Annotated in this window: 17 protein-coding genes; 7 read left to right on the plus strand and 10 right to left on the minus strand. The window is 74.1% G+C overall.

Features of this window, described 5'->3' with window-relative positions; genetic code table 11:
• Window positions 1–3 precede the first annotated feature (3 nt).
• Genes ABIC30_RS24100 through ABIC30_RS24110 form a run of 3 tightly spaced genes read right to left on the minus strand, consistent with a single transcriptional unit; the run spans window position 4 to window position 1,566 of the window.
• Window positions 4–618, minus strand: a complete 615-nt coding sequence (locus tag ABIC30_RS24100; protein ID WP_020090709.1) for a DsbE family thiol:disulfide interchange protein — start codon at window positions 616–618, stop codon at window positions 4–6.
• Entirely contained in the window at window positions 615–758 is a 144-nt protein-coding gene (gene ccmD / locus ABIC30_RS24105; protein WP_020090708.1) for a heme exporter protein CcmD, read from the minus strand. Before ccmD ends, ABIC30_RS24100 begins: the two co-directional genes overlap by 4 nt.
• Before the next feature lie 10 nt (window positions 759–768).
• Entirely contained in the window at window positions 769–1,566 is a 798-nt protein-coding gene (locus ABIC30_RS24110) for a heme ABC transporter permease (protein WP_100250638.1), read from the minus strand.
• Between the two features lie 405 nt (window positions 1,567–1,971).
• Here ABIC30_RS24110 and ABIC30_RS24115 point away from each other — a divergent pair, with 405 nt between their 5' ends.
• The gene (locus tag ABIC30_RS24115; RefSeq protein WP_056531636.1) at window positions 1,972–2,646 is read left to right on the plus strand and encodes a hypothetical protein; all 675 of its coding nucleotides are present in this window, start codon (window positions 1,972–1,974) and stop codon (window positions 2,644–2,646) included.
• Window positions 2,647–2,678: 32 nt separating this feature from the next.
• Window positions 2,679–2,990, plus strand: coding sequence for a hypothetical protein (locus tag ABIC30_RS24120; protein ID WP_056531638.1), 312 nt, complete (start codon window positions 2,679–2,681; stop codon window positions 2,988–2,990).
• 9 nt (window positions 2,991–2,999) lie between these two features.
• Here ABIC30_RS24120 and ABIC30_RS24125 read toward each other — a convergent pair whose 3' ends face one another.
• Window positions 3,000–3,758 (minus strand): tRNA1(Val) (adenine(37)-N6)-methyltransferase, encoded by a 759-nt coding sequence (locus ABIC30_RS24125; RefSeq protein ID WP_091679235.1) that lies wholly within the window; start codon window positions 3,756–3,758, stop codon window positions 3,000–3,002.
• A complete protein-coding gene (locus ABIC30_RS24130; protein ID WP_026604550.1) occupies window positions 3,755–3,979 on the minus strand; it encodes a putative signal transducing protein in 225 nt (74 codons plus the stop codon). The genes ABIC30_RS24125 and ABIC30_RS24130 overlap by 4 nt, the downstream gene beginning before the upstream one ends.
• 168 nt (window positions 3,980–4,147) lie before the next feature.
• Here ABIC30_RS24130 and ABIC30_RS24135 point away from each other — a divergent pair, with 168 nt between their 5' ends.
• On the plus strand, window positions 4,148–5,167 hold the full coding sequence (locus ABIC30_RS24135) for a polyprenyl synthetase family protein (RefSeq protein ID WP_354456145.1): 1,020 nt from the start codon (window positions 4,148–4,150) through the stop codon (window positions 5,165–5,167).
• 68 nt (window positions 5,168–5,235) lie between these two features.
• Here the strand turns inward: ABIC30_RS24135 and ABIC30_RS24140 are convergent, their stop codons facing one another.
• Window positions 5,236–5,664 (minus strand): MarR family winged helix-turn-helix transcriptional regulator, encoded by a 429-nt coding sequence (locus ABIC30_RS24140; RefSeq protein ID WP_020090701.1) that lies wholly within the window; start codon window positions 5,662–5,664, stop codon window positions 5,236–5,238.
• 136 nt (window positions 5,665–5,800) lie between these two features.
• On the opposite strand from ABIC30_RS24140, the gene ABIC30_RS24145 reads away from it, so the two are divergent.
• Window positions 5,801–7,618, plus strand: coding sequence for a chloride channel protein (locus ABIC30_RS24145; RefSeq protein WP_354456146.1), 1,818 nt, complete (start codon window positions 5,801–5,803; stop codon window positions 7,616–7,618).
• On the plus strand, window positions 7,615–8,094 hold the full coding sequence (locus tag ABIC30_RS24150) for a hypothetical protein (protein WP_103986123.1): 480 nt from the start codon (window positions 7,615–7,617) through the stop codon (window positions 8,092–8,094). The genes ABIC30_RS24145 and ABIC30_RS24150 overlap by 4 nt, the downstream gene beginning before the upstream one ends.
• 19 nt (window positions 8,095–8,113) lie before the next feature.
• Here the strand turns inward: ABIC30_RS24150 and ABIC30_RS24155 are convergent, their stop codons facing one another.
• Window positions 8,114–8,986 carry a 4-(cytidine 5'-diphospho)-2-C-methyl-D-erythritol kinase gene (locus ABIC30_RS24155; protein ID WP_103986122.1) on the minus strand — a complete coding sequence of 291 codons (873 nt, stop codon included), beginning with the start codon at window positions 8,984–8,986 and terminating at the stop codon, window positions 8,114–8,116.
• Between the two features lie 66 nt (window positions 8,987–9,052).
• Complete coding sequence (locus ABIC30_RS24160) at window positions 9,053–9,334, minus strand: hypothetical protein (RefSeq protein WP_354456147.1); 282 nt, start codon at window positions 9,332–9,334, stop codon at window positions 9,053–9,055.
• Between ABIC30_RS24160 and ABIC30_RS24165 the strand changes: the two genes are divergently transcribed.
• A complete protein-coding gene (locus ABIC30_RS24165; RefSeq protein WP_103986120.1) occupies window positions 9,333–10,475 on the plus strand; it encodes an aminotransferase class V-fold PLP-dependent enzyme in 1,143 nt (380 codons plus the stop codon). The two genes, ABIC30_RS24160 and ABIC30_RS24165, sit on opposite strands and share 2 nt — an antisense overlap.
• A gap of 207 nt (window positions 10,476–10,682) precedes the next feature.
• Window positions 10,683–11,945: an MATE family efflux transporter gene (locus ABIC30_RS24170; RefSeq protein ID WP_354456148.1), complete on the plus strand. Its 1,263-nt coding sequence runs from the start codon at window positions 10,683–10,685 to the stop codon at window positions 11,943–11,945.
• Between the two features lie 12 nt (window positions 11,946–11,957).
• Here ABIC30_RS24170 and ABIC30_RS24175 read toward each other — a convergent pair whose 3' ends face one another.
• Entirely contained in the window at window positions 11,958–12,956 is a 999-nt protein-coding gene (locus ABIC30_RS24175; RefSeq protein WP_354456149.1) for a lipid II:glycine glycyltransferase FemX, read from the minus strand.
• 359 nt (window positions 12,957–13,315) lie between these two features.
• A complete protein-coding gene (locus ABIC30_RS24180; protein WP_234082014.1) occupies window positions 13,316–14,575 on the minus strand; it encodes a glycosyltransferase family 4 protein in 1,260 nt (419 codons plus the stop codon).
• Window positions 14,576–14,636: the final 61 nt, after the last annotated feature.

Below are 14,636 nucleotides of genomic sequence, written 5' to 3' on the forward strand. Positions count from 1 at the left end.
CGCCTACTGCGCCGCCGCGACCTTGCCGGCCGCGCGGATGCGGGCGAGCACGCTGGAAAAATTCTCCGGCGTGAGGATGCCGACCAGCTTGTCGCGGATCACGCCGTCGGGCCCGATGATGAAGGTCTCGGGCACGCCGTAGACGCCGAAATCGATCGCCGCGCGGCCGCCGGCATCGGCCCCCACCGCGCTGAACGGCACGCCGTGCCGGGTCAGGAAGCGCTGGCCGGCCTCGGGGTTCGGCTCCTTGTAGTCGATCCCCACGAGCCGGATGCCGGGCTCCTTCGCCAGCCGCATCAGCATCGGGTGCTCCACTTGGCAGGGCGCGCACCACGAGGCGAAGACGTTGAGCACGGTGATCTGGCCCTTGAGGTCCGCGCTCGACAGGCCGGGCACGGGCGCGCCGTTGGCGGTCAGCCCCGGCACCGCGGGCAGGTCGAAGCGCGGGACCGGCTTGCCGATCATCGCGGAGGGGAGGGCGGCCGGGTCGGCGCCGGAGCGCAGGCGCAGGAACAGCACGGCGGCGAGCGCCGCGAAGACGAGCGCCGGCAGGATCAGCAGCAGCGAGCGGCGGACCGGCGGTGTCCGGCCGGCGGTGTCGTCGAGGGGCGCGCTCATCGCCGGTCCTCGCCGAAGCCCCTGAGGGCGCGCCGCTGCGCCCGGCGGTCGCGCAGGGCGTTGCCCACGAGGGCGACCATCACCACCGCCGTGAACGCGTAGGCGGCCAGGATGAAGCCGCCGTGAGACCCGAGATCCATCGCGGTCCTCCTAGACCGGCTGCCCGACCGGCATCGCGGCCGGTGTCGGGGTGAGGCGCGGCTGGGCGCGGTCGAGGCGCTCGGCCTCGCGGATCGTCAGCGTCCGCACCCGGCGGCGCATGATCTCGGTGCGCATCGCGTAGAGGTGCAGGGTCATCCCGCCGAGGGTCGCGGCGGCGATCATGACCAGCAGCGGGTGGAGCATCGAGGGATCGATGGTGGAGCCGCCCATGCGCAGGATCGAGGCCGGCTGATGAAGCGTCGACCACCAGTTCACCGAGAACTTGATGATCGGCAGGTTCACGGCGCCGACCAGCGTCAGGATCGCCACCGCGCGCGCGGCGCGGTTCGGATCCTCCAGGGTCCGCCACAGGGCGATGATGCCGCAGTAGATCAGCAGCAGGATCAGCATGGAGGTCAGGCGCGCGTCCCAGACCCAGTAGGTGCCCCACATGGGCTTGCCCCACAGCGAGCCGGTCACGAGGCAGATCAGCGTGAAGGCGGCCCCGATCGGCGCGGCCGCCCGCTGGGCGACGTCGGCCAGCGGGTGGCGCCAGACCAGGGTTCCGATCGCCGACACGCTCATCGCGCCGTAGAAGAACACGCCGAGCCACGCCGCCGGGACGTGGATGTACATGATCCGCACCGTCTCGCCCTGCTGGTAGTCGGGCGGCACCACGAAGAAGGTCTGGTACAGGCCCAGGGCCAGCACGCCGAGGGACAGGGCCGTCAGCCAAGGCACGAGCGCCCCCGACCACCGCATGAAGTGGCTGGGGTTCGACAGGCGGGTCCAGAGGGAAGGCGTCATCGCGGCAGCTGTCTCGGACATCGTGGAAGCGGTCTAGCCTAGGGTGCGGTGCAGCAACAATGCGGGTCGGCGGCGCAGGCGGCGGGGGGGCCGCAATGGCATCGTGCGCCGGGCCGGACCCCGTCAGGCCTTCGGATCCGAGAAGCTGCTGTACGACTGCGCCGACAACGAGCCGACTTCCTGAGACGTCCGCGACGCACGCGCTCTCCCGCACGGGAGCGGGGACCCGCGCCACGCCCGCACGTGTCCGACGATGACGCACGTCCGCGGCCGCAGCTTTTCGCGTCCGAGCCTTGCGCATCGCGGGCGGATTGCGCATATAGATGTGAACAAAAAGAGAACGGAAGAGCGTCCCCGATAAAAGCTGTGGACGACGCGACCTCACCCTGACGGACCGAGCGCCCCATGCGAACCGCCGACAAGCAGATCGCCGACATCCTCGTCCGCTACGGCGAGCCCTTCGGGGGCAACGTCTGGCGCGTCCAGGGGACCGCCGTCATCTATCACAAGACCCTGGAGCGCATCGCCGCCCAGGCCGGCATCGTGTTCGAGCCGCCGACCGTCATCCGGGCCGAGCGCGACGAGGCCGTGATCCTGGTCACCGGCCGGCTGCCCGGCGCGAAGCCCGGGACCGAGCGGGTCGAGTGGTCCATGGGCGAGGCGCTGGTCAACGTGAACTACCGCGTCTCGGGCAAGCAGGCGGCCTACGTCTACGCCATGGCCGAGAAGCGCGGGAAGGACCGCGTCATCCTCAAGCTCATCGAGCTGCACGGCCTCGTCTACTCCGAGGAGGAGGCCGACGAGTTCCGGGCCCATCAGGTCCCGGTCCGGGCCGTCGACGAGGATTTCGAGGAGGCGCCCGCCTTCGACGAGGTGACCGAGGCCGAGGGCGACCTCAAGCGCCGCATCGACGAGGCCGAGACCATCAACGCGGTCACCGACCTGATGCTGGACGGCGCCACCCAGGCCGTTCTGGCGACGATGCCGCCCGGCACCCGCGACGAGGTGCGCGACTACGCCAAGGCCCGCCTCGTGGCGCTGGGCTGGCCGAAGCGCGCCGGACGCCGCAGCGCCGCCTGATCCCGCTTCCACCCCCACCGAAGGAGACCGCCATGCATCGCGCGACGAGCCGCCGCACCATGAAGGCCCGCCGGGATTCCCACCGCGGCTGGAGCATCGAGACCCTGTCGTACAGCCCGACGCGGATCGTCCGCCTCGGCGCCGAGAAGGTCGCGATCCTGTTCCCTCCGGTCGAGCCCGGCGCGGCCTGGCAGCTCTACCCGCATCCCGACACGTTCCCGGGGCTCAACTTCGAGGGGCTGCCCGAGCCGCTGCGCCCCGAATTCCTCGCCTTCCCGGACCTTCCGGAGGTCGAGCGGTTCCTCGGCATCCGCGACGCCGAGCCCGCCGCCCTCGCGGCGTGACGCGGGCGATCAGAGCGCCGGCCACGGCGCGCCGCGATGGAGCACCTCGGCCTCGTCGGTGAAGGTGCCGTCGGGGCTGTGCAGGACGAGGGGCGGCAGCAGGCTCGGCAAGGCGCGGCTGCCGCGGGTCGCCGCGATCAGCACGCGGATCGCGGGCACGTCGCCGCGGGGATGGACCGGGCGGATCGCCAGCCCGCCGTAGCGGCCCCGGAGGGCGTCGAGGCAGGCCGGGAGGGCGTCCGCCCGGTGGATGAGGCCGAGGCGCCCGCCGGGCCGCAGGATCGCCGTGCAGGCGCGGATCCAGGCGTCGAGATCGCCGCCCGCGAAGGTGTGGGCGGCGGCGCGGCCCGGATGCGGCGAGGCGCGGTGATCGCCGGCCGCGAAGAACGGCGGGTTGGTGAGCACGACGTCGAAACTGTCCGGCAGCAGACCGGCGGCGCGGCGTTCCGCCGCGGGTGCCAGCACGTCGGCGACCACGATCCGCGCGTCGATGCCGTTGAGGGCCGCGTTGGCGCGGGCCAGATCGGCGAGTGCCGGGTCGCGCTCGACCAGGGTCGGCCGGAGCCCCGGCGCCAGGGCCGCGCAGGCGAGGCCGACGGCGCCGGTCCCGGCGCCGACGTCGCAGAGCCGGTCCCCGGCGCGCGGCGCGAGCAGCCGGGCGAGCAGCACCGCGTCGGTCCCGGCGCGGTGCGCCCCCCGCGGCGGCTGGTGCAGGCGCAGGCGGCCGCCGAGGAAGGGATCGGCGCCGCTGTCGGCCTCGGCGGTCACGGCTGGCGCAGCTCGTGGGCGATGCCGGCATCGGTCAGCAGGCGGCGGGCCTGGGCCTCGTGGTCGCGCGGCACGAGGAGGCGCTGACCGAAGACGCCGATCGACCCCTCCATCAGGCTCATGTGACTGTCGGCCACGAGGACCGGGATCTCGGCCGCCTCGAGGACCGAGCGGGCGAACCCGATCAGCACGACGTCGTTGGCCCGGATCAGCTCGATCATCGCGGCGCGGCTCCGGAACAGGCGGGGATCGGCGGTTTCGTCGCGTGAGATCCGCGCTGGCGACACCCCATATCCGGCCGGCGACGATGTTGCGGCGCCGCGGGGCGCGTGCGAAGGGATCGCCCGCCCCCTGCGGGGCGACCGGTCTGGAGGTCACGGATCTTGGGTATGGCCCTCTCCATCGAGAATCCGAAGCCCGAGGCGGAGGCGGGGCTCAACGACCTCGTCGCGCTGGTGGCCGACGGCATGGCGCGGGTCAACACCACGATCCTGTCGCGGACGGGATCGGACGTGGCGATGATCCCCGAGGTCGCCAACCACCTGATCGCCTCCGGCGGCAAGCGCCTGCGCCCGATCCTGACGCTGGCCTGCGCCCGGCTCTGCGGCTACGCGGGCGCCACCGACGGCGACGTGAAGCTCGCCGCCAGCGTCGAGTTCATGCACACCGCCACGCTCCTCCACGACGACGTGGTCGACGAGAGCGACATGCGCCGCGGCCGCGTCGCGGCCCGGATCAAGTGGGGCAACGAGGCCTCCGTGCTGGTCGGCGACTTCCTGCTCGGCCAGGCCTTCCGGATGATGGTGGAGGTCGGCTCGCTCAAGGCGCTCGACATCCTCTCGGCCGCCGCCACGGTGATCGCCGAGGGCGAGGTGATGCAGCTCACCAACGCCAAGAACCTGGAGACCGACGAGGCCGCCTACCTCGCGGTGATCCGCGGCAAGACCGCCGAGCTGTTCGCCGCCGCCTGCGAGGTCGGGCCGGTGCTCGCCGGCCGGCCCGAGTCCGAGCAGGCGGCCGCCCGGTCCTACGGGATGAATCTCGGCATCGCCTTCCAGCTGATCGACGACGTGCTCGACTACGGCGGCACCTCCGCGGAGCTCGGCAAGAACGTCGGCGACGATTTCCGCGAGGGCAAGATCACCCTGCCGATCGTGCTGGCCTATCGCCGGGCCAGCGAGGGCGAGCGCGGCTTCTGGCGGCGCACCCTGCAGCAGGGCGAGATCGGCGAGACCGACCTGGAGACCGCCCTCGACCTCCTGCAGCGCCACGGCGCCCTGGAGGAGACCGTGGCCCGCGCCCACCATTACGGCGCCGAGGCCCGGGCCGCCCTCGACATCTTCCCGGACGGGCCCGTCAAGGCGGCGCTCCTCGGGGCCGTCGAGTTCTGCGTGGCGCGGGCGCGCTGAGGGCGGGCGCCCTCGGCTCCCGCGTCGACGGCCATCGACCTCCGCCAGCTTGACGGCGCGCGTCGGCCTCACCGCGTCACGGGCCCGAGGGCCTCGGTGAGGGCGGGGGCGAGGTCGCGCAGCTCCGCGAGATGCGCGTCCGTGAGGGTCCGCAGCAGGGCCTCGGCGCGCGGCGTCAGCGACAGCTCGCTGCGACGCCTGTCCTCGACGGCGCGGGTCTTGGTCAGCAGGCCGGCCTCGACCATGCGGGACACCAGCTCGGCCGCGCTGTGGGGGGCGATGAGCAGCTGCTCGGCCAGCAGGCCGACCGTGGCGGGCGCGCGCCCGACGTGGCCCGCGAGCGTCAGCAGCGCCTGATGCTGCTGCGGCGGCAGCCCCGCCCGGGCCGCGGCGGCCTCGCTGAACGCCAGGAAGCGGCGGAGACGGAATCGGAAATCCGCCAGCGCCGCGTACTGCTCCCGCGACAGTGCCGCCGTTCCGGGGGCATCGGCCTCCATGATCGCCTCCGTGGTGAATCGTCCGAGCCGCCGATGCTGCGTCGTATCGGCAGTCCTGTCCCGGCTGCAACGGTCGAGTCATTGTCGAATATATCGGATCACGACATAAGTGCCGCCGCGACGAAAGGAGGCCCTGATGATCGGCGGGACTGGGAGCGGGAGCGGGGACGGCAGGCCGTCGCGGCGGGCGCTGGGAGATTTCAGCGCGGACCGGCGGGTCCTGACGCTGGCCGGCATGGCGGTCGTCACCGGGACCGCCGCCAGCGGCACCGCCTGGATCCTGATCACGCTGATCGGCCTCGTGACCAACCTCGCTTGGTACGGCCGGCTCGACGCCGACCTGACCTCCCTGGCAGGCGCGGCGCCAGGGCCCTGGATGGTGGCGATCCCGGTGATCGGGGCGCTGATCGTCGGCGCCATGGCGCGCTACGGCTCGGAGAAGATCCGCGGCCACGGGATCCCGGAGGCGATGGAGGCGATCCTGATCGGCAGCAGCCGGATGTCGCCCAAGGTCGCCGTGCTCAAGCCGCTCTCCTCGGCGGTGGCGATCGGCACCGGCGGCCCGTTCGGCGCCGAGGGGCCGATCATCGTGACGGGCGGCGCGGTCGGCTCGCTCTTCGCCCAGTTTTTCCATCTCAGCGCCGCCGAGCGGAAGACCCTGCTGGTGGCGGGCGCGGCGGCCGGCATGACCGCCATCTTCGGGACGCCCGTGGCGGCCGTGCTGCTCGCCGTGGAGGTCCTGCTGTTCGAGTGGCGGCCGCGCAGCCTCGTCCCGGTGACCGTCGGGGCGGTCACCGCGGCCTGCTGGCGGCCGGCCCTGTTCGGCGCCGGCCCGCTCTTCCCCTTCGCCGACAATCCGGCCCTGCCCTGGTGGGGGCTGCCCGCCTGCGCGCTGCTCGGGGTCGCCTGCGGCCTGCTGTCGGGGGCGCTGACCCGGGCGCTCTACGCGCTGGAGGACGGTTTCGGGCGGCTTCCCCTCCACTGGATGTGGTGGCCCGCCCTCGGCGCCGTCGTGGTCGGGCTGGGCGGCCTCGTGGAGCCCCGGGCGCTCGGCGTCGGCTACGACGTCATCCACGACCTGCTATCCGGCCACATGCTGGCGAGCGCCGTCGTGCTGATCCTCGTGGTGAAGGCGGTGATCTGGCTCGCCGCCCTGTCGTCGGGCACGTCCGGAGGCGTGCTCGCGCCGCTGCTGATCCTCGGCGGCGCCGTCGGCTGGCTGATCGGCCTCCTCTTGCCGGGCGCCCACGGCTTCTGGGCGCTCATCGGCATGGCGGCGATGCTTGGCGGCACCTTGCCGGCGCCGCTGACCGGCGTCGTCTTCGCCGTCGAGGTGACCGGCGACGTCGCCGCCCTGGCGCCGCTGCTCGCCGCCACCATGGCGGCCTACGCGGTGACCGTGCTCCTCCTCAAGCGCTCGATCCTGACCGAGAAGATCGCCCGGCGCGGGCAGCACGTGACCCGGGAATACGGGATCGATCCCTACGAACTCGCCCGGGTCGAGGCGGTGATGACCCGCACGGTCGAGACCCTCGACGCGGACCTGCCCCTGGCCGACGCCCTCGCGGCGATCGAGACCGGTGCCCACCACGCCTATCCGGTGGTCGACGGCGCGGGCCGGCCCGTGGGCCTCGTCTCGCGCAGCGACGCCCTGCGCTGGACCCTGGAGGAGCGCGACGGCGGGGACGAGGCGGGCACCCTCGGCGAGCGCGTCTCGGACGCCGATCTCGCCGTCGTCCATCCGGGCGACGTGGTCTCGCACGCCCTCGACGTGATGCTGTCGGCCGGGCAGGGGCGCCTGCCGGTCACCGATCCGCGCACCGGCGGCCTCGTCGGGCTCCTGACCCGAAAGGACCTGCTCCAGGTGCGCGCCACCGTAGTTCGGGCCGAAGCCGAGCGTCGCGCGTTCTACCGGAAGGGGCGGGGTGAGCGGCGCGCGCGGATGGAAGCATGACCCTGGACCTGCACCGTCCCGGCCGGACCACCCGCCTCGATCGGCTCGCGCCGGGCAGCGTCTACCTGATCGCCGGCCGGGACGGGCCGGATCTCGCCCTCGTCGTGCAGCGTGAGGGACGTCGGGAGGCCCTGCTGCTGAACCGCCGTCACGCGGTCGATGGCCACCTGCGGGTCGCGTCCGAGATCGCTCCCGAGGCCGACGTGCTGGCGCTGCCGGGGGCCGTCCTGGCGCCGAGCGGCGCCCTCGCGGACGTCGCCTACGGCGTCACCGCCGCTCCGGCCGCGCTCCACCTCGGCGACGGCCGGGCGTATCTGCGCGGACGCATCTCGGACGGCCGACTCGCGACCTTCGATGTCGGGACCGGTCGGGCCAGCGCGATCGATCCCGGCGACCTGCCGCGGGCACGCGGCTGGCGCGTGATGGTGCCCGAGGGCCGCGGCGTCGTGACGGTGTACGAGGCGGAGCCCGGCTGAACGCCGCCCGCGGGCCGGGTCAGCGCAGGAAGGTCGGCGCCACCCACCATCCCGGATGGGCGGCGCGCAGGGCGGCGGCGGCCCGGACGGCCGCGCGCCGGTCGGCGAACAGCGCGAAAACGGTCGCGCCGGAGCCCGACATCCGCGCGAGGCGGCAGCCCTGGGCGCGGAGGGCCGCCAGCGCGTCGCCGATCACCGGCGCCACGGTCAGGGCCGGCGCCTCCAGATCGTTGCGGGCCCCGGCCAGGGCCCGGAGCAGCGGGTCGCTCGCCATGGCCCGCGGGATCGTCGGGTGCGGCGCGCCCGCGAGATCCTGGCCGACGCTCAGGTCCAGCGCCTTGAAGACCGGGGCGGTGGGCACCGGAACGCCGGGATTGATCAGCACCGCGGGCAGCGGTGCGAGGCCGAGGACCGGCCCGATCGCCTCGCCCGCGCCGCGCATCATCCGGGCCCGCGGGTCGAGGCAGACCGGCACGTCGGCGCCGGTCTCCCGCGCCACCGCGCCGACGGCCTCGTGGTCGAGGGGCAGCCCGTTGAGGCGCGCCAGCAGGCGCAGGGCCGCGGCGGCGTCGGAGGAGCCGCCGCCGATCCCCGCCGCGACCGGCAGGCGCTTCACCAAGTGGAAGGCGCCCACGCGCAGGTTCGGCACCCGCGCGGCGAGCCCCCGGGCGGCCCGGAGGACGAGGTTGTCGTCCGTCGGGCCGGCGGGGTCGGCGGTGGGGCCGCTGACGGTCAGGCTGAGCGGTGCCGCGGGATCCAGCGTCAGGCGGTCGGCCGTGCCCGCGAAGGCGACGAGGCTCTCGAGCACGTGGTAGCCGTCACCGACGCGGCGGCCGAGGACGTGGAGCGTCAGGTTGACCTTGGCGGGGGCGCGATCGGCGAGCAGGGTCACGGAGTCTCGGTCGGGTCGTGGCGATGTGTCCCGAGGCTCTACAGGCTCGCGGCCCGGAACAACAGCTCAGCTGCCGCCCCCGCCGAACACCCGGTGCGGCCGGTCGGGCCGGGCGTCGTTCGGGCGGATCACGGTCAGATCCTCGGCGAGGTCGACCAGCCCGTCGCGTCCCGCGAGGCTCGACAGGGCGCCGGAGCGTGGGAGCCCCAGGATGCGGTGGTCCGCCAGGGGGCACGCCGCCGCCGATCCGCGCGGACCGCGACGCGCCGGCCTGCGGCCTGGGCGCCGCGCGATGGAGTCCGGGCCGTGGTGCCGGCGGATCCGATCCTCTAGGCTGTCGCGCATCATGGCGTTCACCGAATCCGTCGCCGCGGCGCTCCCGTGCCAGCGCCATCTCTTCGAGATGCCCGCCGACGTCAGCTACCTCGACGCCGCCGCCTGGTCGCCGCTGCCGCGGGCCGTGCGCGCGGCGGGCGAGGCGGGGATCCTGGTCAAGAGCCGTCCCTGGGACCATCCCCGCACGGCGGTCCCGCCCTGGGCCGAGCGGGCGCGCGCTGCGGCCGCCCGGCTGATCGGCGCCGGCGCGGACGAGATCGCGATCGTCGGCGCGGTCAGCCACGCCATGGCGGTGGCCGCCCGCAACCTGACCCTGAGGCCGGGCGGGCGCCTGCTCCGCGTGGCCGACGAGTTTCCGTCCCTGCGCTTCGCCTTCGATCGGCTGGCCGACCGGCAAGGTCTGGTGGTGGAGGAGGTGCCGCGCCCCCCGGACGGCGGCTGGACCGCGGCGGTCGCGGCCGCGATCGACCGGCCGGGCGCCCCGCCGCTCGCCCTCGCCACCCTGACCCCGCTGCACTGGACCGACGGCAGCCTGATCGACCTCGACCGGCTCGCTCCCGCGGTCCACGCCGCCGGCGCGGCCCTGGTGATCGACGCCACGCAGGCCGTGGGCGCCGTGCCGGTCGACGTCGCCCGGTGGCGCCCGGACTTCCTGGCCTTCCCGACCTACAAGTGGGCTCTCGGACCGTACGGTCTCGCCTTCCTGTACGCAGCGCCGCACCGGCAGGACGGGGCGGCCATCGAGGAGCATATCGGGAACCGCCCGCCGGCCGCCGGTGCCCGCCGCTACGACCGGGGCGAGCTCAACGATCCGGTCGCGCTGTTCATGGCCGTGACCGGGCTGGAGCAGATCGCCGAATGGGGCGTGCCCGCCGTCGCTGCCCGGCTGCGCGGGCTGACGGACCGCTTGGCGGACGGGGCCGCCGGGCTCGGCCTGGCGCCGTTGCCGGCTTCCCTGCGGGCGCCGCACATCCTCGGTCTGCGGCCGCCCGCGGGTCTGCCGACGGGCCTCGTCGATCGCCTGCAGCGGGACCGGGTCTACGTGAGCGAGCGCTCCGGCGCGCTGCGCATCAGCCCGCACGTCTGGGCGGACGAGGACGATCTCGCGCGCTGCCTTGCCGCACTGTCCGGGGCCTTCCGGGGGATCACCTGAGACGGTCCGGAAACGGACGCTCCGGCATGAGCGCCGGGCCGGGAGAGAGTCGCGAGACGATTGCGTGCCGCCGACCGCTTCCCGGCGCCGGCGCCCGGCCCGCGCGCCCACACGGAGACCGTCCACCCCCACATGACCGATTCGATGCCGCGTCCCGGTGATCGGCTCCGGCTCCCGGGCGCCGGCCGCCTCCGCCTGCCCGGACCGATGCGTGCCGTCCTCTCGGGGCGGTTCGCCGTGATCCTGTCGGGCGAGCTGACCCAGAGCCTGTTCCACTTCCTCCTCAACATCCTGCTGGTGCGCGCGCTCGGCGCGCACGATTACGGCCTGTTCGCCATCGTCTTCGCGGTCGGAGCGGTCGGCATCACCTACATCCGGGCCCTGGTGGCGGTCCCGGCGACGATCCACGTCGCCCGGAGCCTGGGGCGTCCGGCGGCGCTCGGCTACGACGTGATGTTCGGCTCGGGCGCGGTGCTGGTCTCCGGCCTCATGGCGGCCGCCGTCGGCCTCGTGCTGATCCCGGTGATCGGCCTCGGCGCACTCGCGGCCGGGGCCTTCGTGGGCCTCTACGCCTTCCGCAGCTACCTGCGGATCGTGCTCCTCGCCCGCGGCCGGCCCCGGATCGCCGGCCTGAGCGACCTGGTCTACGCACTCTGCGGCGGTCTCCTCGTCGCGCGCTGGCTGAACGGGGAGGGCACGGCCCTTCTCGATCGGGCCTTCGCGGCGATCGCGCTCGCGCACGCGGTCGCGATCGCGGTGGCCTACGCGGCGCTGCGCGAGCGGATCCGCTTCTCGCTGCACGCGCGGGCGCGCGCCCGCTACCGGGCCATCTGGCGGACCCTCGCGTGGTCGCTCGCCGGCGTCACCAGCCTGACGGTCCAGGGTCAGGGGCTGACCCTGCTGCTGGCGCTCCTGGCCGGGCCCGCCGCCTACGCGCCGATCGCCGCCACGATCGTGCTCTACGCGCCGCTGCGCATCCCCGCGAGCGCGCTGCTGAACATGATCCTGCCCGAGATCAGCCGGTTGCTCGCGGCCGGGCAGGTCGACGCCGCCCGCCGGCTCGTCGTCCGCAACGGCATCCTCCTCGGCAGCGGCTGCCTCGCCTACGGGGCGGTGATGGCGGCCGCCCTGCCGCTGGTCGAGGACATCCTGTTCAAGGGTCGGTTCGCCGCGCAGCCGATGGGCTGGATCGGGCTCGGTGTCTGGGCGGTGGTGACCGTGTCGCTGCTCTACGCGATCCCGCGGGCCTATCTCGAGGCCTCGGCGGCGTTCCGGACCATCACGGCGGGCGCGGTGGCGAGCGCCGCCCTCGGGATGGCCGTGATGGTGCCGGCGCTGCTGCTGCTGCCGCCCGCCATCGCGCTCGCCGGCCTGCTCGCCTCCGAGGTGGCGACGCTGGTCTGGTCGGTCTCGGCCTTCCGGACCCTGGCGCGGCGCCCGGGGTCGGCGCGACCCCTCGGCGCCGCGTGACCGGCCCGTCGCTCAGCGCAGCGCGAGCAGGGCCGGCGCCAGTCTCCGCAGCGCCGACGTCCGGCTGTAGACCCAGAGCGGGTTGTGCTGGACCACGTCGGTGCACAGGCCGCGCTTGAACTCGAAGACGGGCCGGTTCGCCGCCGGATCGATGCCGCCGAAATCGAAGACCCGGCAGCCCTCCGCCTTCGCCCGCTCCACGAAGCGCCAGACCGCGAGGGTCGCGGCGCCCGTCGCGCGGGCCCGCTCGTTCGAGGCCGTGTAGAAATCCGTGCAGCGGCTGTCCGACAGGTGCGCGATTCGCACGAGGACGCGCCGTCCGTTCTCGCGGACGTCGAGGAACAGCAGGCGCTCGTCCTCGGCCGCGATGTCGCGGTAGGCCTGCGGCTGCAGCGTCGTGGCGAAGCCCTTGCGCTCGCGCAGGGCCGCGAACATCGCGGTGAAGTCGTCGAAGGCTTCGAGGCGCTCGGCCCTGTCCTCGAGGAAGTGCGTCGTCACCTCGGGGTTGCGCTCGGCCTTGCGCAGGGCCTTGCGCCAGCGCGGCTCCATGCCGGCCTGGATGGCGTCGAGGTCCTGGGTCAGGTCGAGTTCGAGGGTGTGGTCGGGCGCGCCGATCACCGGGGCGAAGCCGTGCATCAGCAGCGCCAGCGTCGCGTCGCGGGTCTCGAACTGCTCGTAGTCGACGGCGAGGACGTCGAGCCGGCCGAGCGCGAGGTGGTCGATGAACGCGGCGAACACCGCCTCCGCGCGGTGCGCGCCCGCGGCGGTCAGCAGCGGGCCGCCCTGGACGTGGATGAACCGCGCCGGCCCCTTCCGGCGCGTCTGCCACTGGACGAAGGCGAGGTCCGCGCCGTCGCCGGACACGACCGCCCGCCGCACCTCCAGGCCGCGCCGCGCCTTGTAGGTGCCCCAGGGGCTGCCGCAATAGATGTTGGCGCCCGGGCAGGCCCAGACCCGCCGGTCCCAGTCCAGGGCATCCGCGGTCTCCTGAACCGCGAGCTTGGCCGCCATGTCGCTCCTCGTCCTCGCGCCCCGTCCCGGCCGGGCAGGGTTTCCCGCGCCGCACGCCTCATCGGTCAGGCGCCACCGCAATGCATCCTCGCGCGGCCGATCGTCCACAGGGTGACGGTGGCCGCGCGGGTCGGTTTCCGCTGCGTCGCGAGCGGGGCTCCGGTACCCGGGCGGCCGGGGCCGGTGAGGGGACGAGCCCGGGCCGGTCGTTGCGCGGCGCCGGCAGCAGGGCCGGCCGCGGCGCTTGGCCACGGACCGCGGGCGAGCAGGAGGTCGTCCCGGTAACCCCGAGGGCGCCCGCGCTCAGGGCGGACGCCTGTTCCGGACCGACGCCGGTCCTGCGGGGACGCGCGGGGATCCTAGGCGGCCGGTCGCGCCGGCGCGTCCGCGGCGCGGGACGGATCCGTCGCCGTCGGGCGGCGCAGCGTCGTCCGGACCATGGCCTCGATGCCCTCCGCCGCCGAGGCCTCCGAGAACAGGCTCAGGTAGCGCGCCCGGGCCGCCCGGCCGAAGTCGCGCCAGCGCGCCGGGTCGGCGACCAGATCCGCCAGCACGGCGGCGATCGGCTCCGGGCCGCCCGGCGGGACGATCCAGCCGGTCTTCCCGTCCTCCACCACCTCGGGCAGGCCGCCGATCGCCGTGACGAGCGGCGGCACGCCGTAGGACATCGCCTCGATCGCCACGCGGCCGAGGGATTCGGGCCGCTGCGACGGCATCGTGACCACGTCGGCCCAGCGGTAGAGGGCGGTGGGATCGGCCACGAACGGCTCGAGCGTGACCTGCGCGGCGAGCCCCGCCTCGGCGATCCGCCCGACCAGGGCCCGCTCGCGGGCCTCGTCCTCGAAGGCGCTGCCGACGATGCGCAGCGCGATCCGCCGACGCACGGGCTCCGGCAGGGAGGCCAGCGCCTCCACGAGGACGTCCTGGCCCTTGATCCGGCTGATCCGGCCGAGCATCAGCACGCGGAGCGGGCGGGCGCCGACGTAGGCGCTCCGATTCGGCTCGGCGGGACCCGCGATCCCGTTGTAGACGACCCGGGCGGTCGCCCCGCGGGGCAGGGCGTAGGCCCGCTCGGTGGCGCGCGAGTTGAACACCACGTTGGCGCCGCTCCAGCGGATCAGCCCGCGCAGGACCTTCAGCACGGCGCCTTCGGGGATCTCGTGGACGTGGACGATGCTCCGGCCGGGGACCAGCCGGGCGGCCAGCAGGTAGTCGGCCACCACGGTGGTGTTGATGTAGACGAGGTCGCTCGCGCGGATGCGGCGCCACGCACGGATCATCGCGATGGGCAGAGCCATCAGACCCAGGGTTACGAGGCGCGCCAGGTTCTTGCGCCGCAGGATCCAGAGCGGGGCGATCACGATCTCGCTGGCGAAGGGCTCCAGCGCGGCCACGATCGGCCCGCGTCGCGGCAGCACCACGTCGATCCGCGCACCCGGATGGGCGGCCCGGATCGTGCGGACGGTCTCGATGAAGCAGCGATCCGAGCCGTACAGCTCGAATCCCTGGTGGACGCACGTGATCCGAAGCTCCGCAGCGGCGTTGCCGACGGCCCGCAGCGCGGGGGCGGCAGCACGATCGCTGTCGCGCGCCGCTCTCAGTCCGAAGTTATCTACCATAAGATGATTTCTGTATTGAATAAACAACTAGCAGTTGTAGAGACCGGTCGTCGGGATTGTA

This window comes from Methylobacterium sp. 1030, from assembly GCF_040544715.1.
Taxonomy (GTDB): domain Bacteria; phylum Pseudomonadota; class Alphaproteobacteria; order Rhizobiales; family Beijerinckiaceae; genus Methylobacterium.